At 41.9% G+C, this 21,582-nt stretch carries 18 protein-coding genes; 8 read left to right on the top strand and 10 right to left on the bottom strand.

The genetic code is table 11. From position 1 onward, the window contains the following. Positions 1-159 precede the first annotated feature (159 nt). The 6 genes from gyrA to dnaA form a co-directional block, all read right to left on the bottom strand. Entirely contained in the window at positions 160-2,736 is a 2,577-nt protein-coding gene (gene gyrA / locus LKE01_RS04140; RefSeq protein WP_056981379.1) for a DNA gyrase subunit A, read from the bottom strand. A gap of 353 nt (positions 2,737-3,089) precedes the next feature. Continuing rightward, positions 3,090-5,033, bottom strand: a complete 1,944-nt coding sequence (gyrB, locus tag LKE01_RS04135) for a DNA topoisomerase (ATP-hydrolyzing) subunit B (protein WP_056981381.1) — start codon at positions 5,031-5,033, stop codon at positions 3,090-3,092. Positions 5,034-5,048: 15 nt separating this feature from the next. Continuing rightward, positions 5,049-6,167, bottom strand: a complete 1,119-nt coding sequence (gene recF / locus LKE01_RS04130) for a DNA replication/repair protein RecF (protein ID WP_056981383.1) — start codon at positions 6,165-6,167, stop codon at positions 5,049-5,051. Then, the gene (gene yaaA / locus LKE01_RS04125; protein WP_056981385.1) at positions 6,164-6,406 is read right to left on the bottom strand and encodes a S4 domain-containing protein YaaA; all 243 of its coding nucleotides are present in this window, start codon (positions 6,404-6,406) and stop codon (positions 6,164-6,166) included. The genes recF and yaaA overlap by 4 nt, the downstream gene beginning before the upstream one ends. Positions 6,407-6,698: 292 nt before the next feature. After that, on the bottom strand, positions 6,699-7,838 hold the full coding sequence (gene dnaN / locus LKE01_RS04120; RefSeq protein WP_056981387.1) for a DNA polymerase III subunit beta: 1,140 nt from the start codon (positions 7,836-7,838) through the stop codon (positions 6,699-6,701). A 189-nt stretch (positions 7,839-8,027) separates the two neighbouring features. Then, positions 8,028-9,371, bottom strand: a complete 1,344-nt coding sequence (dnaA, locus tag LKE01_RS04115) for a chromosomal replication initiator protein DnaA (protein WP_056981389.1) — start codon at positions 9,369-9,371, stop codon at positions 8,028-8,030. A 506-nt stretch (positions 9,372-9,877) separates the two neighbouring features. Here dnaA and rpmH point away from each other — a divergent pair. The 4 genes from rpmH to LKE01_RS04095 all read left to right on the top strand — a co-directional run bounded on the left by rpmH (position 9,878) and on the right by LKE01_RS04095 (position 12,502). Next, the gene (rpmH, locus tag LKE01_RS04110) at positions 9,878-10,012 is read left to right on the top strand and encodes a 50S ribosomal protein L34 (RefSeq protein ID WP_013729124.1); all 135 of its coding nucleotides are present in this window, start codon (positions 9,878-9,880) and stop codon (positions 10,010-10,012) included. Positions 10,013-10,071: 59 nt separating this feature from the next. Further along, positions 10,072-10,437, top strand: a complete 366-nt coding sequence (gene rnpA, locus LKE01_RS04105) for a ribonuclease P protein component (protein WP_056981390.1) — start codon at positions 10,072-10,074, stop codon at positions 10,435-10,437. Then, entirely contained in the window at positions 10,434-11,270 is an 837-nt protein-coding gene (gene yidC / locus LKE01_RS04100; protein ID WP_056981392.1) for a membrane protein insertase YidC, read from the top strand. Before rnpA ends, yidC begins: the two co-directional genes overlap by 4 nt. A 101-nt stretch (positions 11,271-11,371) precedes the next feature. Next, on the top strand, positions 11,372-12,502 hold the full coding sequence (locus LKE01_RS04095) for a glycerate kinase family protein (RefSeq protein ID WP_056981395.1): 1,131 nt from the start codon (positions 11,372-11,374) through the stop codon (positions 12,500-12,502). Between the two features lie 59 nt (positions 12,503-12,561). Here the strand turns inward: LKE01_RS04095 and LKE01_RS04090 are convergent, their stop codons facing one another. Beyond that, positions 12,562-13,242: a type 1 glutamine amidotransferase domain-containing protein gene (locus LKE01_RS04090; RefSeq protein ID WP_056981396.1), complete on the bottom strand. Its 681-nt coding sequence runs from the start codon at positions 13,240-13,242 to the stop codon at positions 12,562-12,564. Further along, complete coding sequence (locus tag LKE01_RS04085; protein ID WP_056981398.1) at positions 13,239-13,577, bottom strand: ArsR/SmtB family transcription factor; 339 nt, start codon at positions 13,575-13,577, stop codon at positions 13,239-13,241. Before LKE01_RS04085 ends, LKE01_RS04090 begins: the two co-directional genes overlap by 4 nt. 175 nt (positions 13,578-13,752) lie before the next feature. On the opposite strand from LKE01_RS04085, the gene LKE01_RS04080 reads away from it, so the two are divergent. Then, positions 13,753-14,751, top strand: a complete 999-nt coding sequence (locus LKE01_RS04080; RefSeq protein ID WP_179286792.1) for an NADP-dependent oxidoreductase — start codon at positions 13,753-13,755, stop codon at positions 14,749-14,751. A gap of 112 nt (positions 14,752-14,863) precedes the next feature. Here the strand turns inward: LKE01_RS04080 and LKE01_RS04075 are convergent, their stop codons facing one another. Both LKE01_RS04075 and LKE01_RS04070 read right to left on the bottom strand, forming a co-directional pair. Next, positions 14,864-15,634, bottom strand: a complete 771-nt coding sequence (locus tag LKE01_RS04075; RefSeq protein ID WP_056981401.1) for an acetoin reductase — start codon at positions 15,632-15,634, stop codon at positions 14,864-14,866. A gap of 364 nt (positions 15,635-15,998) precedes the next feature. Next, entirely contained in the window at positions 15,999-16,952 is a 954-nt protein-coding gene (locus LKE01_RS04070; protein WP_056981403.1) for a cation diffusion facilitator family transporter, read from the bottom strand. Positions 16,953-17,220: 268 nt separating this feature from the next. Between LKE01_RS04070 and jag the strand changes: the two genes are divergently transcribed. The 3 genes from jag to mnmG all read left to right on the top strand — a co-directional run bounded on the left by jag (position 17,221) and on the right by mnmG (position 21,492). Then, positions 17,221-17,931: an RNA-binding cell elongation regulator Jag/EloR gene (jag, locus tag LKE01_RS04065; RefSeq protein ID WP_056981405.1), complete on the top strand. Its 711-nt coding sequence runs from the start codon at positions 17,221-17,223 to the stop codon at positions 17,929-17,931. Positions 17,932-18,131: 200 nt separating this feature from the next. After that, on the top strand, positions 18,132-19,526 hold the full coding sequence (gene mnmE / locus LKE01_RS04060) for a tRNA uridine-5-carboxymethylaminomethyl(34) synthesis GTPase MnmE (RefSeq protein WP_056981407.1): 1,395 nt from the start codon (positions 18,132-18,134) through the stop codon (positions 19,524-19,526). A gap of 34 nt (positions 19,527-19,560) precedes the next feature. Continuing rightward, the gene (gene mnmG / locus LKE01_RS04055; protein ID WP_056981408.1) at positions 19,561-21,492 is read left to right on the top strand and encodes a tRNA uridine-5-carboxymethylaminomethyl(34) synthesis enzyme MnmG; all 1,932 of its coding nucleotides are present in this window, start codon (positions 19,561-19,563) and stop codon (positions 21,490-21,492) included. Positions 21,493-21,582: the final 90 nt, after the last annotated feature.

The raw sequence follows: 21,582 nt of genomic DNA, 5'->3' as shown, positions 1-21,582 counted from the left end.
ATAAAGTAAGTCAAAGAATATGCTCAATTATTTTCACAAAGTTTTCAAATCATTTGCAGAAATAGTGGAAGTTTTAAATTGTTTCACGTGAAACAGGGTACAAAAAAGCCGGTGCGAGAATGACTCTCACATCGGCTTTTTAATATCTATATTTAATGATTATTGATTATCTGAATTTGAATCTTGATCATTATCCTGCTTGGACTCATCGGTTGCTTGATCATCATCGGAATTCTCATCCTTTGATTGATCATCTTCGGAATCATCCTGCTTTTCAACCTTAGCCATTGTTGCAACCTTGGCACCATCATTCATTCTGATCAAATGAACACCAAGGGTTGCCCGGCCGGTTTGAGAAACATCTTCAACACTGAATCGGATCATGACACCCTGATCAGTGATCAGCATAATATCCTCTTCACCGTTAACAGTTGTCAATCCGGAAAGTGGCCCATTCTTTTCAGTAATGTTGGCAGTCTTGATACCCTTACCACCACGACCTTTAATTGGGTATTCGGCAGCTGGAGTTCGTTTACCATATCCGTTTTCAGAAATGATAAAGACTTCGCTGTCGGGTTTCAAGATATCAGAACCAACGACGTAATCATTTTCACGTAATCTGACACCCCGGACACCGGTTGCGGAACGTCCCATTGAACGAACATCGGCAGCGTTAAAGCTGACCGCATATCCACGATGGGTTCCAATAATAATGTTTTGATCTTTATCAGCAATCAAAACGTTGCTGACTTGATCGCCATCTTTAAGGTTAATCGCCTTCAGACCATTACTACGGATGTTGGCAAAATCTGAGACCGGTGTGCGCTTAACAGTTCCCATCAAAGTCACAAAGAAGAGATCTTTTTCAATATCTTTGTTCTTATCAGAAACGTTGATCACAGCCTGAATCTTTTCATTGTTACCAATGTTCAACAGGTTAATAACTGGAATTCCCTTGGCTGAACGGCCGTATTCAGGAATTTCATAACCCTTCATCCGATAAACCTTACCGGCATCGGTGAAGAATAACAGAACATCATGGGTTGAGGTAGATACTAAATGTTCAACGAAATCATCGTTATGAACACCCATCCCTTGAACACCACGACCACCACGGTTTTGAGCTTTAAACTCTGAAGTTGGAAGTCGCTTGATGTAACCATTATGCGTCAACGAAATAATGACGTCTTCTTCTTCAATTAAATCTTCATCTTCAAGACTGAGAACTTCACCAACCAACAGTTCAGTTCTACGTGGATCACCAAATTTCTTTTGGATTTCCAGTAATTCTTGATAAATGATTTGGTTGACTCGTTCACGGCTGGCAAGAATTGCTTTGTATTCTTCGATGTCTTTCATCAATTGATTGTATTCTTTATCAATCTTTTCGCGTTCCAAACCGGTCAAACGGACCAGACGCATGTCCAGGATTGCTTGAGCCTGTTTGTCATCAAGACCGAAGCCTTCAATCAATTGGTTCTTGGCAACATCCCCGGTCTGTGATCCACGGATGATCTTGATAATTTCATCAATATGATCAAGCGCAATTCTCAAACCTTCAAGAATGTGAGCTCTTGCCTGAGCCTTATTCAATTCATATTTTGTCCGTCGTTGAATAACTTCAACTTGGTGTTCCAAGTAGTAATTTAAGATCTCTTTTAAGCTGAGGATCTTTGGAGTTCCTTTAACGATCGCCAACATGTTGAAGCTGAATGAAGTCTGCATCAACGTTAATTTATACAGGTTGTTCAAGATAACTTCTGCACTGGCATCCCGCCGAACATCGATGACGACCCGCATTCCTTCACGGTCAGACTCATCGTTAATATCGGTGATTCCTTCAATTCGCTTATCACGAGCTAATTCAGCAATTCGCTCAATTAATTTGGCTTTGTTAACCATGTAAGGCAATTCGGTAGCAATGATTCTTTGTTTGCCGCCTGCTTCACCTTCAATTTCAACTTTGGCACGGACAATGATTGATCCTTTACCAGTTTCATAAGCTTTCCGGATTCCGGACTTACCCATGACAACTCCACCGGTTGGGAAATCAGGTCCTGGCAAAACTTCCATCAAATCTGCTGTGGTAGCGTCGGGGTTCTTCATCAAAACATGAATTGCACTGATAACTTCCGACAAATTGTGAGGTGGAATGTTAGTCGCCATACCAACGGCAATTCCTGACGCTCCGTTAACAAGGAGGTTGGGGAATCGTGATGGCAAAACGGTTGGTTCACGTTCGGTTCCATCGTAGTTGGGTTGGAAATCAATGGTATCTTTGTTGATATCCCGCAGCATTTCCATGGCAATTTTACTTAAACGGGCTTCGGTATAACGCATCGCCGCAGCACCATCACCATCGACTGAACCAAAGTTTCCGTGACCATCAACCAACATATAACGGTAACTGAAATCTTGAGCCATCCGAACCATTGATTCATAAACAGCCGTGTCACCATGGGGATGATACTTACCTAAAACATCCCCAACAATTCTGGCTGATTTTTTATAAGGTTTATCAGGTGTAACACCCAATTCATGCATATCATACAAAATACGTCGGTGAACAGGCTTTAACCCATCACGGACATCAGGAAGCGCACGGGCAACAATAACACTCATGGCGTAGTCAAGAAATGACGTTCGCATTTTTTTAGACAGATCAACGTTGGTCACTCGACCAGCAATTGGTTGATCATGGTTGTCTTTATTATTCGCCAAATTATTTACCTCCATTCATGGGTTTCGTTCTGATGTTTCATGTGAAACATTTTTGATTTTTCGTTTGTTGGTGGGGTTTCGGTTGAGGGGTTTGTGGTTGTTCTGATGCTACCTAGCCGAAACGTGTTTCGACGCAACTGATGCTAACTTCTAAGCGTGCTTTGACTCAAACCCAAAATCAGGGTTTCAGCCAAAACACCCTTAGAAACCGCATCACCCGTTGCTCGTCACACTCTAGCCGAAACGTGTTTCGACGACCCTGACCCCTACTGTGTAAGTCAAAAATTCAAATGATGAACAAAAACCATTCATCATTTAAATTTCCGCCTTACACTCCGGGGTCAACCCGGGTCTCGTCACACTCTGCTTTACACATCCAAATTCTCCACGAACGTTGCATTATCTTCGATAAACTCACGTCGTGGTTCCACCTTGTCACCCATTAACATTGAGAAGACCTTATCTGCTTCAGCAGCATCTGAAGATTCAACTCTCAACAAGTGACGGTTTTCAGGATTCATTGTTGTGTCCCACAATTGTTCCGCATCCATTTCACCTAAACCTTTGTACCGCTGAATAACGGGTTTTGGTGATGGCTGCAAAGTTCCCAGGAATGAATTCAAATCATCATCGGAATCGATGTATCGTGACATCTTTCCTTGGCGAACCTGATACAGAGGTGGCTGAGCGACATACACATATCCGGCATCAATCAATGGACGCATATAACGATAAATCAACGTCAACAACAACGTCTGAATATGGGCACCATCGACATCGGCATCAGTCATAATAATGAGCTTGTGATAATTGACCTTTGATAAATCAAAGTCTTCACCAAAGCCGGTTCCCATGGCCGTAAACAGTGAACGAATTTCTTCGTTTGCCAAAATCCGATCCATGCTGGCTTTTTCAACGTTTAAAATCTTTCCACGAATTGGCAGAATTGCTTGAGTCAAACGTGAACGGCCCTGCTTAGCTGAACCACCGGCAGAATCACCCTCGACAATGAACAATTCAGAAATTCGAGGATCCTTACTTGTGTTATCAGCCAACTTACCAGGAAGGTTACTAATTTCAAGACCACTCTTTTTCCGAGTGACTTCACGAGCACGTTTAGCAGCGGAACGGGCTTTTGATGCCAACAGTCCACGATCAACAATCTTTCGGGCCATCTTAGGATTTTCCATCAGGAATTTCGTAAAGTGATCACTAAAGATTCGATCGGTAACGGTTCTGGCATCAGAGTTTCCTAATTTAGTCTTTGTCTGACCTTCAAATTGAGGATCGGGATGCTTGATGCTGACAACGGCAGTCGTTCCTTCACGGACATCTTCACCGGAAAGGTTCGGTTCGTTGTCTTTTAACAACTTGTTCTTCCGCGCATAGTCGTTGATAACCCGGGTCAAGGCTCGCTTAAAGCCTTCCTCATGAGTTCCACCTTCGTATGTGTGAATATTATTGGTAAAAGTCATTAATGTATTGTGGTAATCGTTGGTGTACTGAATGGCAACTTCAACAGTAATACCGTTCATAACCCCTTCGACGTAAATTGGTTCATCCAGCAAGGTATCCTTGCTGTGATCAAGGTATTCAACGTAATGTTTAATACCGCCTTCATACATGAAATCTTGTTCAGTAGGCTTTTCAGGACGCAAATCACGGATAACAATCCGTAACCCTTTGTTCAAAAATGCTAATTCACGTAAGCGGGCAGTTAATATTTTAATGTCATAAGTGGTTGTTTCCCGGAAAATATCAGGATCCGGAAGGAAATGAACTTTGGTTCCATGAAGATCATCAGATACTTCACGAATCACTTTCATCTTGGTCTTAACATGACCCCGAGTAAAGTCCATGTAATAAACTTTGCCGTCACGGGTAACTTCAACATCCAGTTCGGATGACAGGGCGTTAACAACTGAAGCACCAACACCATGCAGTCCACCAGATACTTTGTATCCGCCGCCGCCAAATTTACCACCGGCATGAAGAATCGTGAAGACAGTTTCCAAAGCTGGCTTTCCAGTCTTCTTTTGAATGTCGACAGGAATACCACGGCCGTCATCGGTTACGGTAACACTGTTGTCTTTTTCAACGGTAACGGTGATCTTAGTGGCAAATCCTGCCAGTGCCTCATCAATACCATTATCAACAATTTCCCAGACCAGATGATGAAGTCCTTGTGAGCTGGTGGTTCCGATATACATACCGGGACGCTTACGAACAGCTTCCAAGCCTTCAAGAACTTGAATTTGGCTCGCGTCGTATTCATGAGCTAATTCTTTTTTAGTTTCTTTTTTGTCAGCCATTTTGAATCTCCTTCACTATTTTTCCAAAGTAACATTACCTTCACTAATCCGAAATATTCGGGGATTGGTTAATAATTCCTGCTGAACACCACTTAAGCTGGTGGTCGTCAAAAATGTTTGAACTTTATCTTGAATAGCAGTTAATAGGTGGGTTTGTCTAAAATCATCAAGTTCGGACAGCACATCATCCAACAATAGGATGGGATATTCATCGGTTTGTTCTTTCATGAGGTCAATTTCAGCCAATTTGACTGAAAGGGCGGTTGTCCGCTGCTGACCTTGAGAACCAAACGATTGAACCTCCTTGCCGTTAATGACAAAGTGCAGATCATCGCGTTGCGGACCAATTAATGTGGTTGAACGCAAAATCTCTTTGTCCTTAATCTTGGCAAAATGCTTGAGCAGGCTTTGATAAATCGATTCCACAGAGCCGAACTGATCTGCTTCAACTGCTGTGCGATATTCAAATCCCAACTGTTCTTTACCCTGTGAAATTTCAGAATGAATTCTTTGGGCAAACTTTTCCAGCTTTTTAAGTAACTGAAGTCTTTGAAAGATAATTTCGGCACCATAGGCGGATAGCTGGTCGGACAATACATCCAGGTAAACCCGATCCGACTGTTTTCGATGGTGCAGGTCTTTCAAATACCGATTTCGCTGCTTTAATATCTTTTTATATTGGGTGGAATTGTATAAATAGCGGTTGCTCATTTGAGCAAATTCCATATCCATAAATCGCCGACGGACTTGTGGCGCACCCTTAACGATTGATAAATCTTCGGGGGCAAACAAAATCACGTTTAACTGACCGATGTAACTGGATAACTTGGCCTGCTCCAAATGATTAACCTTCGCACGTTTTCCTTTTGGGCCTAAATCCAGCTCAACTGGAACCGCGCCAAGGCGCTTTTGCAGGCGACCTTTAATTTGAGCAGTCTGACTCTGCCAATTGATCAATTCTTTTTCGTTATTGGTCCGATGGCTGCGAGTAAGTGCCAACACATAGATTGCTTCAAGTAAGTTGGTCTTTCCCTGGGCGTTTTCGCCGAGAAAGACGTTAATTCCATCGGAAAATTTAAGCGTTTGATCAACATAATTACGAAAATTATGAAGTTCAATTTCCGTTAACTTCATTCATTTCCCTGCTTTGAGCGAATAAAAAATAAGCCAACATCTGGGACTTCGACGTGATCGCCATCGTACAGTTTCCGGCCACGGCGATTATCAGGTTCGTCATTGACATTAACTGTTGTTTCTCTTAAAAACCATTTTGCCTGACCGCCACTGCTGATGATTGATTCCTCTTTAAGCAGTTGGCCAAGAGTGATATATGGACTATCAATGAAAACATCTTTTTTCACAATTTCACCCACCTTTTACATAGTCTATTATACCCCTTTATTTACTAAAAGTACACGGCTATGACGATTTATGGGCATTATGAGCCGTTTTAAAGAATTTAGATATTTTTGTATTAAATCAGCGAAACTTGCTAAAAAGTCCGTATATGGACTTCTAACGAAATATTGGCCATTCTTTTCGTCTTCAATTGATTTGTAAACGACTTTTGAACTGAAGTAAACAATTAACTTATAGTTTGGCAATTTTTGGCATAAAAAAACGACTCTCAGGAAATGTGGGAGTCGTTTGATCATTCGTTTTAAATTAGAACGTTCTGATAGGTGTAATCAGCTGAACAAAGCTGTCACTGTCCTCCGTTGGGGTCAATGTAAATGGCCGAAGAGCAGAAGTGAAGTCGATATTAATGGTTGCCTGACTGAATGAACGCAAAGCGTCTTTCATATAGTCGGGGTTGAAGGAAATCTCCAATTCGTTTCCTTCAAGCGTCTTGGGTTCCAAATTTTCTTCAACATTACCAACATCAGGAGAATTACCGTAAATTGTAACGGATTTTTTATCGGGATCAATCGTTATTTTAACAACGTTATTTCTTGATTCATGTGAAAGTAATGAAGCCCGTTCGATGGCAGCTAATAGTTCAGGTGCGTCGAAGGCAACCCGGGTATCGTGTGAATCTGGAATCAACCGGGTTGTGTCAGGATAGTTTCCTTCAAGAAGACGTGAATAGAATAATGTATTACCAATAACAAACAAGGCTTGGTTTTCAGTCACTGATAAGGAAACTTCTTCTTGGGCATCGTCAATCATTTTGGATAATTCGGTCAAACTTTTACCAGGGATGACAAAATCATAGGACCCGTTAATTGGGTTTTCCAAGGTTACTTTCCGTTGGCTGAGTCGGTGACTATCGGTTGCAACTGCCATTACGTGGTTTTCAGAAATGACAAAATGAACCCCGGTCAGAATTGGTCGGCTTTCTTGATTGGAAACAGCGACAACCGTTTGACTAATGATCTGTTTAAAGAGATCAGCTGCCAAAGGAATTGAATCGTTGGTTTGAATTTCAGGAAGGTGTGGATAATTATTTGCGTCCAATCCATTAATGGTAAATGATGATTGACCTGAAGTAATCATTGTCTGGAAGTTTTCACCAACCTCCAAAGTAATGGTATCTTTAGGCAGTTTCTTAACAATTTCAGTAAAGAATCTGGCAGGCAACACAATGGCACCTTCGGATTCAATGACTAACATATTGTCTGGATCGTCTGCTTTTAACGTGGTTTCAATGGAAATATCAGCATCACTGCCTGTTAGTACCAAACCATCAGGACCGGCAACAATCTTTAATCCTGTCAATATAGGAATCGTTGTTTTAGTAGAGATGGCTCTTGAAACTGTATTTAGACCTTTAGTGAATGCTGTTCGACCAATTGAAAATTTCATACTTTAATCGACCTCCCGGAAAGTGTAAGTATATATTAATTAATAAAAGAAAAAAGAAGTAATAGTAGGGCATGTGGATATTGTGGATAACTTTTCACAAGTCTTTAGTACTCAACGATTAACCTGTGGATAAGACTGTGCACAACTTATTGACTTCTCTATTATTTATCCACAGTCGATTATACCATTTTAGTTCAGGGAGCTTTTAATGTCCGAGATTTCTTTTCTCAAATCTGAATCAAGTTTGATGATTTCGGCAATTTTGTCACAGGCGTGAATGACAGTTGTGTGATCTTTACCGTCAAATTCTTTACCAATTTTTGGCAACGAATTACTTGTCATTTCTCTAGCCAGGTACATTGCGATTTGCCGCGGCATGACAATTGATTTCATCCGCTTTTTACCCTTTAAATCACTAATTGAAATGTGGAAATAGCTGGCAACCTTGTTTTGAATGTCAACGATTGAAAGCTGACGGTTGTCCTTACTTAATTTGAGACCACGAAGGGCTTCATAGACCAAGTCGGTGGTGATTGGTTCATCCTTCAATTTGGAATAAGCCTGAACCCGTGACAAAGCACCTTCCAACTCACGAACGTTGGAATCGATTTGACCGGCAATGTAAGCCAGTGTGTCGTTGGGAATCACCAGGTTATCCAGTTTTGCTTTATTTTTGAGAATCGCAATTCTGGTTTCCAAATCTGGCGGGGTGATGTCGACAGGCAGGCCCCAGGCAAACCGTGAAACCAGTCGTTCCTGCAGCTTGGGGATTTCTTGTGGTACCCGATCTGAAGTGAGCACGATTTGTTTATCGTTATTGTAGAGATCGTTAAAAGTATGGAAGAACTCTTCTTGAGTTCCTTCTTTTTGGGCAAAGAACTGAATATCATCAACCATCAAAATGTCGACATCCCGGTATTCGCGCCGGAATTCTTCGGTTCGGTTGGTTTGAATGGCATTGATAAAGTCATTGGTGAAGGCTTCACTTGTGACATATTTGACGTTTGTTTCCGGATGATCTTCCAACCGTTTGTTGCCAATCGCCTGCATTAAATGGGTTTTGCCCAAACCGACGCCACCATAAAAGAACAGTGGATTGTACAACTTGCCGGGTTCTTCAGACACAATTAAAGCAGCGGCATGGGCCATTTGGTTGCCCTTGCCGATAATGAAATTATCAAACGTGTAGTTTGGATTGAGATGATTCTCTTTACTAAATGAAAATTCTTCGCCGTCTTGTTCCGGATGGTTATCCACAGGTTTTTCTTGCGCCTCTTTATTAACGTCCGAATCCAGAATAAACTTTGGCTCGATGTTGCCCTTTGTAATCACAAAAGCATATTCGATCAAATTTGGTGCCAATTGTTCTTTCCAGTAATCCCGATGCAATTCAGAAGGTAAAGATAAAGTAAGTGTGGATCCATCAAAGCTGATCGGTTTGACTGGTTTGATCCAGGTGTCATATGTAAGGTCAGTTGTATTATTACGAAATTGTTCGCTCAACTTTTGCCATAATGAATCCTTATCTAACACTACGAATTCCCCCTCTGTTTTTTAGTCGTCTTACGAAATGCAAATTAATTTTAGCATTCCAAAGAAAAGTTTTCCACAGGCAAAAACAGCCTGTGCATAATTGTTTCACAGGAGTGGATGAAATGTATAACTGCCCTGTGGATAAGTGGATAATGTGGGTCGAAATGTGGGTAATTAACAGGTACCTGTGGATAACTAAAACTGATAGCAACGGCTTTACCGAGAAATAATTTGTCGAAATGCACAACCTGTGGATAACTTTTAAAGCACCGTGTGCAACTGTGGATAACCTTGTGTAAATCACCCAAATCGGCTATTATTATTTATGCGGTTATCCACACTAATTGTTCATGAAACAAATTTTAAATTATTTTTGATTTTAGCGATCAAGCAAAAGACTATTCCATTAATGAACAAATTATGTTAATATATTTGGGAAATGCATTTGAACATATTGTAATTAAATGCTTAAACGCGACTTTTAGAGTAAAAGGGAGGAATTCATAATGAAAAGAACTTATCAACCAAAGAAGCGTCATCGCGCACGCGTTCATGGTTTCCGTAAACGTATGAGTACCAGCAATGGTCGTAAAGTGTTGGCTCGCCGACGTCAAAAGGGTAGAAAATCATTGTCTGCATAGACCACTGACCATTCAGTGGTCTTTTTCATTTATTTTTCAAAAATCTGTGGAGATGGATCATGCGAAAATCGTATCGAGTAAAAAAAGAGTCTGAATTTCAAGAAGTATTTGAAACTCATAACTCGGTTGCAAATCGTCAATTTGTTGTCTATTCTTTGGACAAACCCAATCAATTACATTTTCGCGTCGGTATTTCTGTTGGTAAGAAGATCGGTAACGCGGTACATAGAAATTGGGTTAAGCGAAGAATTCGCCAATCCCTGTTGGAGCTGAAGCCGTATCTCCGTCAGGACGTTGACTTCATTGTTATCGCCCGTCCGGCGACGGATCAGATGGCAATGGCTGATGTTAAAGCCAGCCTCATTCACGTACTCAAGTTAGCTAAACTAATCGATCCCAACTATGATAGTGAGGAAAAAAGTTGAAAAAAAGAATAAAGAAATTACTAGTATTACTATCATTAGTAAGTTTGACGGTAGTACTTTCCGCATGTAGCAATACACCAATAACTAATCACAGTACAGGTATTTGGGATGGTTGGGTTGTCCTGAACTTCTCAAGAGCGATTATCTGGCTGTCTAAATTCTTTAGTGATAACTATGGTATGGGTATTATTATCTTTACCATTCTTGTCCGGATTGTTATTTTGCCATTGATGATTTACCAAACCAAAAGTATGCGGAAGACCCAAGAGGTTCAACCGCAGCTGAAGGCTTTGCAGAAAAAGTATTCATCAAAGGATGCCGCAACCGTCCAGAAACTTCAGGCTGAACAAAAGAAATTGTATGCTGAAGCGGGAATTAATCCATTAGCCGGTTGTTTACCATTGATCGTTCAGATGCCAATCCTGTTTGCACTTTATCAAGCAATTTGGCGGACTCATATTTTGAGAAGTGGAACGTTCTTCTGGTTACAGCTTGGACATCCGGATCCATATTTCATTCTGCCGGTTCTGGCTGCATTGTTCACTTTCATTTCTTCATGGTTGGCTATGAAAGGCCAGCCTGAATCCAACTCAATGACAACGATGATGACAATGGGAATGCCATTCTTTATTTTAATTATGGCGCTTAGCTTGCCATCAGCCTTGTCACTGTACTGGGTAATTACCAACGCGTTCCAAGTGGGTCAAACCTTGGTTATTCAAAATCCTTGGAAGATTCGCCGTGAACGTGAGAAGAAACAACGTGAAGAACGCGAGAAACAACGAGCTATTAGAAAAGCTATTAAACGTGCCAAAAAGAGTAAACGTAAATAATTCATTAAGCAGTATCGTCAAATGGCGATGCTGCTTTTTTTATGGTCCAAAACGGCCCGATTCGGTTAAACTGGAGTAAATATCGTTAAAGGATGCTGAATATGAAAAAAATTGTGATTGCGGCTGATTCATTTAAAGGGAGTGCAAGTTCCTCGGAAGTGGCCGATTATTTGGAACGGGGACTTCAAGCAGCTGGCAGTTTATCTGAAATTACAAAAGTGCCCCTTGCCGATGGTGGTGAAGGGACCGTTACAGCTATTATTAAGGCTGCCAGCGGCCGTTTAATGTCTTCCAAGGTCTCTGGCCCTGCCGGTGGTCATGTTGAAGCACAGTGGGGATTATTGCCTGATCACACGGCCGTCATTGAAATGGCCGCGGCTGCCGGATTTACCCAGGATCGTGATCAAAGTGTTGCTGTGAAGTCGACCTTTGGGGTTGGCGAACTCATTAAGCAGGCTTTGGACTATCATGCAACTACAATATACATTGGTCTTGGCGGCAGTTCGACCAATGATGGCGGGGTTGGAATGGCCCAGGCATTAGGTGGCCGGTTTTACGATCAAAATGGGTCCGAAGTTCCCCGTGGAATTGCCGGTCTGCGTGATTTAGTCGGAGTGAATCTAGAAGGGTTGGACAGCCGACTTCAAAACGTTCAGGTGATCGGCCTTGCCGACGTCGACAACCCATTGACTGGAAAAAATGGGGCCACCCAAATCTTTGGACCACAGAAAGGTGTTCGTTCCAATCAAGTGGCTGAATTCGATAAGCGGCTTAACCGTTTGTCACAATTAACCACAAAGGTTCTTGGGACTGACTATTCGACGATGCCTGGGGCTGGAGCTGCTGGTGGTCTTGGATTTGGTGTTCTGGCCTTTCTTGGTGGCCGGCTCACTTCCGGAATTGCAAAAATGATCGAAATTGTTCATTTGCAGGCAAAAATTCAAAACGCTGATCTGGTTATCACTGGTGAAGGCCGAATTGATCAGCAGACCTTGAATGGTAAGCTGCCTTTGGGCGTTGCCCAACTTGCTCACAAGGCCGGGGTTCCAACAATTGCTGTGGCCGGAAGTGTTTCCGGAGACGTTCAGCCGCTTTATGAACACGGCTTCGATTTAATTCTTTCGACAACTACCAGCCCAATGACAGTTGATGAAGCAATTCAGCAAGCCCCTCAGTTAATTACTCAAGCCGGATACCGGATTGGCAAGATGATTCAATTAATTAATCGATAAGTAAAACGGGTCAAAATACTGTTATTTCACAGTGTTTTGACCCGTTTTTTAATTGCTAATTATTTTATATTTTTAAGAAGCAGTCTAGCCACAGCTTTTGGTGAGAATGGATTTTGGCCTGTAATAAAATGACCATCCTGAACTGCATATTCTTTATATGCACGCTTCTTTTTAAAATTGCCCCCGCGCTTTTCTACTTCCTGTTTGTTTAAAAATGGTACGACTGATTTTTTACCCGCGATAATTTCTTCGGCTGTTGTAAAACCAGTGATTGTTTTTCCGGCAATCAGGTATTTGCCGTTGTTATCTTTAATATTGAGCAGTCCGGCTACTCCGTGACAGACTGATGTGATGTAGCCGTCATTGTTGTAGATTGATAACGCAATTTTCTGGAGTTTAGGATCATCTGGGAAATCCCACATGACACCGTGACCGCCAGTATAGTAAATTGCTGAATAATCAGCTGGATTTATTTGATCCGGTCGCAGCGATTGAGTTAGTGCGCGTTGTTGGAAGTCTTTGGTTTCGTAAAATTCCATAATGGATTTATTGGTGTATTTCATACTTCTTGGATCCAGCGGGACAAAGCCGCCCTTTGGACTAACATAATCAACTTTTATTCCAGCCTGTTCCATTGATTCGGCAAATTCAGTTGCTTCTCCCAACCACAAGCCGGTTGGATCATCAGTTCCTTGATAACGTGTTTCATTTGTTAAAACAATTAATACCTTTTTGGTCATTTTTTAGTCCCCGTTTGTTTAATAATCTCAGTCACATGGTCGAGTAATGTTTTCAGTTGATCAATTTCCTTGATATTGTGTGATAAATAATAAAAATTTTTGGTTCCTTCACTTCTCATAGCAACAAGATGCGCGTCTTTTAAAATTTTCAGGTGGTGGGAAACCGCAGGTCTGGACAAATGAGTTGCATTTGTCAGATCAGTGGCCTGTAAGCCGTTGCATGCATTTTTCTTGAGTAATGCGATAATAATTGCCTGACGTTTTTCATCTCCTAGTGCAGTTAGGAAAGTGCTTATATTGGCAAACTCTGATTGAATTTGTTTTAAATCAGTCATTTTTGACTCAGCTCCGTTCATTTGTTTAAACCATTAAACCATCATGGCTAATTGAAGTCAATATTTTTGCTCGAAGCAGCAATTCTTGACTATTTTTTTAAAGCGGAATAAGATTTGTGACACATTCGTTTAAAAATTTAAACCATTACTTTGGAGAGATGTTATGACAAAAACAATGAAAGCTGCTCAAATTCATAAGTACAAACAGCACCATTTAGAATTGAACCAAGTGGCAATTCCTGCCGTTGGAGATGACGATGTCTTGGTAAAAGTTGCCGCGGCCAGTATCAATCCCATTGATTTGAAAACCCGGGATGGCAGACTAACGATGCTTCTAAAGTATAAGATGCCGTTAACTTTAGGTAGTGACTTTTCCGGCACAGTGACTCAGGTGGGCCAAAATGTTAAGGCGTTTTCGGTTGGCGATCAGGTATATGGTCGAGTGCAGAAAAATCGGATTGGAACGTTTGCTGAATATATTGCGGTTGATCAAGGGGATGTAGCGCTGAAGCCAAGCAATTTGAATTTTGAACAGGCTGCTTCGGTGCCGCTAACTGGATTAACCAGTTATCAAGCACTTGTAGACATCATGCACGTTAAGCCCGGAGATAAACTCTTAATTCAAGCCGGATCCGGTGGGATTGGGACCATTGCAATTCAGATTGCCAAATCACTGGGAGCGTTTGTGGCAACGACAACCAGTCGGAAAAATATTGAAATGGTTCGAAAGCTTGGAGCAGATCAGGTGATCGATTACCATCAGGAAAACTTTGAGGATGTTTTATTTAATTACGACTTTGTATTTGATACTTTGGGTGGGAAGGCGTTGGAAAATGTCTTTAAAATTATTAAACCCGGTGGGAAAGTTGTGTCACTTTCTGGGATTCCAAATGGGCGTTTTGCAGCAGAATATGGATTGCCCTTGTGGAAGCGACTGGCTTTCAGTTTGGCAACACTGAATATCAGCAAATTAGAGCGGGAGACTAAGGCACAGTATGTTTTTTTGTTTATGAAGCCAAGCGGTGCCGAATTAAATCTGATTACAAAGATGATTGAAGATGGTGCTGTAATGCCAATGATTGACCGGGTTGTGCCGTTTTCTGAAATTCAATCTGCTTTAGATTATTCTGAAACCGGTCGAGCTCATGGAAAGATAATTGTAACAATGGATTAGCACATGTATACAAGCACTTTAGCAAACGTCATATATGATCAAACAAAAAGGCAATGATGAACGCCGTCCATCATTGCCTTTTCGAGAACATATTTTGCAGTTCTATTAGATTTTATTGATATCTCATACCACCATCTACCAAGATTGATTGACCGGTGATATAAGCAGCGTCAGGGGATGCAAACCATGAGACAACTTTGGCGACATCTTCAGGAGTTGCTTCTCTACCCAGTGAAATTTCACTGAGGCAGCTCTTTTGCTGTTCTTTAACTGATATTCCTTTGATTTCGGCTGTGCGTTTATCAATGCCATCTCGCAAAGGTGTTCGCACAATGCCTGGATCGTAAGCATTTACCGTGATTTGGTCTTTGGCTAATTCTTTTGAAGCGGCTTGGGTAATTCCCCGAACACCGAACTTTGAAATTGAATAGGCACTTTGGAGAGCGGAAGCTTCAACTCCTGCAAGGGATGCAGCATTGACAATTCGGCCACCGTTGCCCTGTTTCTTAAATTGTTCGGCAGCGGCTTGGGTTCCCCAATAGGTTCCCAGCAAGTTGACATCCAAAAGTCGACGGATATCTTTTTCTGCGGAATTGACGATTTCGTCAATGAAGGCAACACCGGCATTGTTGACGTAAACGGCAAGTTCGCCAAGATCAGAAACGGCTTTGTCAACCAAATCAAAGACGCTTTGACGATCGGCGACATCCAAATGATATGATTTGGCTTTGTATCCAGCCTGATTTAAATCACTTGTGACCTTGTCGGCTGTTTCGCCGTTAATATCTGCTACGGCGATCGCAAACCCGTCCTTTGCCAATCTATGAGCGATTCCTTCGCCAATTCCTTGTCCTGCACCTGTTACAATTGCTAATTTTGTCATTTTTTCCACTCCCATTGTTATAATAAAAGACCCATTAAATTAAAAAACGCTTCTGCAGCATACACTGCAGAAGCGAATAACACTTTACCATTCTGATTTATTTAACGATTGCCCGTTAAATCTTGATAACCATCTTTTGAAGATGGTGTGTCTGCTAACGGGGACCTATCCGTTTACTGCTTGTTGCAACAACTCACAGTAACCAATCACCGGCCATATTCGTTTAAGTTGAATACTGACTTTCAGCAACGCCAGCTCTCTGCAAAACAACTATCAACTACTCACCGATTCATTTTGTTTAATAAATTATCATTTAATTAGAATCGAATATAGCAGTCATTTTTTTATTTGTCAATGGCTTTTGCTAATCGACAGAATGTGGATTGTTCATTTGACTGACTGGATAGCACATCACATCGGCATCCAGAATGTCGTATTTTTTCATGAGTGCATGTTCGACTTTTTCACCAATCGCGTAAGAAGTTCTCAATTCCGTTTGGTCAGGGAGATAAATCCCGACTTTCATGACAATCTGATCTCCCAGCCAGCGGGGTTCAATTCCTTGGATCCCCAGGATTCCGGGAATCGTTTGGATTGTTTGACTGTAAAGTTCGATGTCTTTAGGGTCAAATCCTTCACTCAAACGCATGATGGTTGTTTTGAAAATACTAATTGAAGAATGGAATATTAAGCAGCCAACAATCAAGGTTGCAGCGCCATCCAACCATTGAGCGCCAAGATAGGCACCGCCGATGGAAAGAAACGTGCCAAAACTGGTCCAGGCATCACTTTTTAGATCCTGCCCTGAAGCTGCCAGCGATTGATTATTGAGCTGAGCACCTTGAATTCGGTTGTAGCGTGCCAGAATTGAGATAATTCCGGCGGCAGCGAGACTCACACCCAAGGACCAATAGTTCGGTCGGATGATGTGTCCTGCTAAAAATCGTTGAACGGCAAAGCAGCCGTCAACAAAAATTTGGATACTAACCGCGAACATAATCGTCGCAGATAATAATGCGGCAATGTTTTCGTACTGCCAGTGGCCAACCACGTGATTGGAATCCGGTGGTCGCTTGGATACTTTAAGTCCAATGATTAAAATTACTGCGCCACAAACTCCGGTTAGATTATTCAGCCCATCGGCAATTAAAACCGTGATTTGAGCCAAGAATCCAATCGTCAGTTCTGCAACCATGATTGCAGTGTACGCACTCAGGTTAATCCAAGTAATCTGTTGCGCTTCTTGTAATTTATAAAGTCTGTGTTGGCGGTCTTTTTGAATGTTTCGGCCGGCGTCATATTGATTTGTATTCGCCATACGATCACTTCCCAAATCGAAAACCTAAATTGGCTGTGATTATGTCTGGTGTCGATCCTGACAAACCTGTCTGTTCAAAAGGTGCTATTTAAGGTGCTATTTAATGACGATTATAGCTTCTTTGGATGTCAATTTAAAACGATATGATTTCAAATGTGACAAACTGTTTAAAGTTTGCGTTTAGTTTCCGTTTTTCGCGACAAACCGTTTATTAATGCGCGTTTTTATGCTATTATTAACCAGTTAATTCAAATAAAGGGAGTTTATTATGACAGTTTACTCTGGAAAAACCATTCAAGACGCCGTAGAACAGGGTTTAGCCGCATTATCACTCACACAGGACCAGGTTGAAGTTACCGTTATTCAACAACCTAAGAACGGATTTTTAGGTTTCGGTCGCAAACTTGCACAGGTTGAACTTGTAAAAAAAGCAACTGCTCAGACAATTACCAATACTCAAAAACCAGTCTCTAATAAAGAATCCAATCATCAATCAACTACTGATAACACAACAAATACCGTTGATCTCGAAGATGTTTCCCAAAAATTGGCCAACTACCTCAACGATGTTTTGGAAGCGATGGGGTTCTCGTTTAAATTAAAATTGGATTTAAAGAGTCGTCATTCAATCTATATTGATATTGATACAGACCAGGAAAGCCGTTTAATCGGTCGCCATGGCCGCACGATTAATGCGCTCCAAAATCTATCTCAGATCTTCATTAACCGACTTGGTGCCAATAACACCACGGTTGAACTGGATACCGCAAACTATCGTTCAAGAAGAAGTGAATCGCTGATTCAATTGGCAGATAAAACTGCCCGCAATGCGATTGCCAACGGTAAGCCGGTATACCTTAACCCAATGCCATCATTTGAACGGAAGCAGATCCATACAGCATTGGCAAACAACGACCATGTCATGACCTATTCGACTGGTAAAGAGCCCCACCGTGTCATTGTGGTGGCGCCAAAATAGTTATTTAAACTGATTGACAAATCAGTAGCTATCAAATATTATGTAGGTAATCATTCTTATCTTAACTAGGTAAAGTAGTCAAAGTGCTTTATCCATGCTATCTTTTTTTGGCATGGAGTGGCGCTTTTTTTGTGCTTTTAAATAAGTTTTGTGGTTAAATTAGAAACGCTATTCAATTATTCGTGGAGGGAAGCTTAATCATGGTTTTAACAACAACAGAATTTGATACGATTGCAGCTATTTCGACACCGCCTGGTGAAGGTGGAATTTCGATTGTGCGCATTAGTGGTGAGGACGCATTCGATGTTGCCAAAAAGCTCTATCGTGGGAAAAACCTCGATAAAGTTGCCAGTAACACGATCAACTATGGTCACATAGTTGACCCCGAAACGAATGAAGAAGTCGATGAGGTGATGCTTTCTGTTATGAGAGCACCCCACACCTATACTGAAGAAGACATTGTTGAAATTAATTGTCACGGTGGAATTGTTGCTACTAACCGAATTCTTCAATTAGTCCTCAGCAATGGCGCCAGAATGGCCGAACCCGGAGAATTTACCAAGCGGGCATTTTTAAATGGTCGAATTGATTTGTCACAGTCAGAAGCCGTAATGGATCTGATTGAGGCGAAAACCGACCGTTCGATGAAAGCTGCCATTAGTCAGCTGGACGGGAATCTGTCCCACTTGATCAAGCATCTTCGAAAAGATATTCTCGATGTTCTTGCCCAAGTTGAGGTCAATATTGACTACCCTGAGTACGATGACGTCGAAACAATGACCAGTAAATTATTGCGGGAAAAGGCCACCGATGTTCACAGCCGAATTGTTCAGCTGCTTAAGACAGCCAAACAAGGAAAGATCTTGCGGGAAGGCTTGGCCACTTCGATTATTGGCCGGCCAAATGTTGGTAAATCAAGCTTGTTGAACAATCTGCTTCATGAAGACAAGGCGATTGTAACCGACGTTCCCGGAACGACCAGAGATGTTTTGGAAGAATACGTTAATGTTCGTGGAGTGCCATTGAAGCTGGTTGACACTGCCGGCATCCGGGATACGACCGATAAAGTTGAAAAAATCGGTGTTGACCGGTCACGAAAGGCAATCAACAGTGCTGATTTGGTCCTGTTGGTTTTAAACGCCAGCGAACCGTTAACGGATGAAGATTTGAAGTTATTGGATGCGACTAAAGATAAACAACGCATTATCATTCTTAATAAGACAGATTTACCAACTAAAATTGATTTAGACAAAATCAAATCCCTGTCTGGTGGCAACAATATTATTTCAACTTCTGCCATTAAGGCTGACGGATTAACCTCATTGGAGGAACTGATTGCCAAAATGTTCTTTGATGAAGGAATTGAAAGTAGTCAAAACGACATCATGGTCACGAATGCCCGTCACATTGGTCTTCTCAACCAAGCCAAACAGGCTTTGGAAGATGTTGTTAAGGGACTCGATGATGGCATGCCGGTTGATTTGGTTCAAATCGATATGACCCGTTGCTGGGATTTCTTGGGTGAAATTACCGGAGACAGCTATCAAGATGAATTAATCGATCAGTTGTTCAGTCAGTTCTGTTTAGGAAAATAACCTGTTTCATGTGAAACATTTGGAGGAAAAACAGTTGAAAAGTTTAAGAGTTAGCGATGTTAAACAAAAATATCGCGGCCAAGATTATGATGTCATCGTTGTTGGTGCCGGCCATGCCGGCTGTGAGGCTGCATTGGCAGCTGCCAGAATGGGGAATAAAACCCTACTGCTGACAATTAACCTTGATATGGTCGCATTTATGCCATGTAATCCATCTGTCGGCGGCCCTGCCAAAGGAACCGTTGTCCGCGAAGTCGATGCACTTGGTGGTGAAATGGGTAAGAACATTGATAAGACATACGTTCAGATGAGAATGCTGAATACTGGTAAAGGCCCTGCCGTTCAAGCTTTGCGAGCCCAAGCCGATAAACATGCCTATCATGCAGAAATGAAACACACAATTGAAAAAGAGCCTAATTTAACTTTGCGTCAGGGAATTGTTGATTCTTTGATTGTTAAAGATGGTGTCTGCAAAGGTGTGATTACAAATACCGGTGCTGAATGCTACGCAAAAGCAGTCGTGATTGCAGCCGGTACCGCTGCCCGTGGCAAGATTATCATTGGTGAATTGATGTATGCTTCCGGTCCCAACAACTCTCAGCCAGCCGAAAAGCTTTCAGGAAATTTGGAAGAATTAGGCTTTGATCTGGAGAGATTTAAGACCGGAACCCCTCCACGGGTTGATGGAACAACGATCGATTACTCAAAGACTGAAGAACAGCCTGGAGATGAAAAGCCGTACCACTTTAGTTTCGAATCTTCTGATGAAAACTATTTGGCAGTTAAGGATCAATTGTCCTGTTGGTTGACTTATACCAACGAGACAACTCATAAAATTATCCGTGATAATCTCGACCGGGCACCTATGTTCACTGGTGTGATCGAAGGAGTTGGCCCTCGTTATTGCCCATCAATTGAGGATAAAGTTGTTCGGTTCGCTGATAAGAGCCGCCATCAATTATTCTTGGAGCCTGAAGGACGGCATACTGAGGAATGGTACGTTGACGGTCTTTCAACCTCAATGCCCGAAGAAGTTCAGCAAAAGATGATTCATTCAATCGTAGGAATGGAAAACGCTCAGATGATGCGTCCCGGTTATGCGATCGAATATGATGTTGTCGCACCTTATCAACTTAAGCCAACGTTGGAGACCAAAGTGGTTAAAAACTTATTCACTGCTGGTCAGACCAACGGAACTTCAGGTTATGAAGAGGCTGCCGGTCAAGGACTGATTGCCGGAATTAACGCTGGTCGTCGGGCACTTGGCAAAGGACCATTTGTGTTGAAACGAAATGAAGCATACATCGGCGTTATGATCGATGATTTGGTTACCAAGGGAACTAAAGAACCCTACCGTCTGTTGACCAGCCGTGCTGAATACCGTCTGCTGTTGCGGACCGACAACGCGGATATGCGTTTGACAGAGAAGGGCCATGAAATCGGCCTCATTTCTGATGAAAGATACGCAAAATTCCTTGAGAAAAAGAAAGCCATTGAAGATGAATTTGAGCGCTTGAATACCATTCGGATCAAGCCATCAGACGAAGTTAACAAGTTTATTCAGGAACATGGCGACAAGCCGCTTCAAGATGGCGTCTTGGCATCAATCTTCCTGCGTCGCCCATATGTTGACTACAAAACATTGATGAGATTCATCCCAGGCCCAGAAAAGACACCAGACCGTCACGTGATTGAACAGATTGAAATTCAGACGAAATATGCCGGCTACATTAAAAAGGCTGAGCAAAGTGTTGAGAAGATGAAGCGGATGGAAGCTAAGAAGATTCCCGATCGAATTGACTACGACGCAATTGATGGCATTGCCACCGAAGCCCGTCAAAAGCTTCAAAAGATTCATCCGGAAACAATTGCCCAAGCTTCTCGAATTAGTGGTGTCAACCCTGCGGATATCGCAATTTTGAGCGTTTATATCCAACAGGGAAAGATTAGCAAACTTGCTGAATAAGGATTATCCGAGTGGTGACTGACACACTGTCGCTGCCTACCTAATTTAAAATAAAAAACAATGAGGCTGAAACAAAATTAAAAACTTTGT

Source organism: Lentilactobacillus kefiri (assembly GCF_007989105.1).
Lineage (GTDB): Bacteria > Bacillota > Bacilli > Lactobacillales > Lactobacillaceae > Lentilactobacillus > Lentilactobacillus kefiri.
This window is presented reverse-complemented; position numbering and strand designations above follow the sequence as displayed.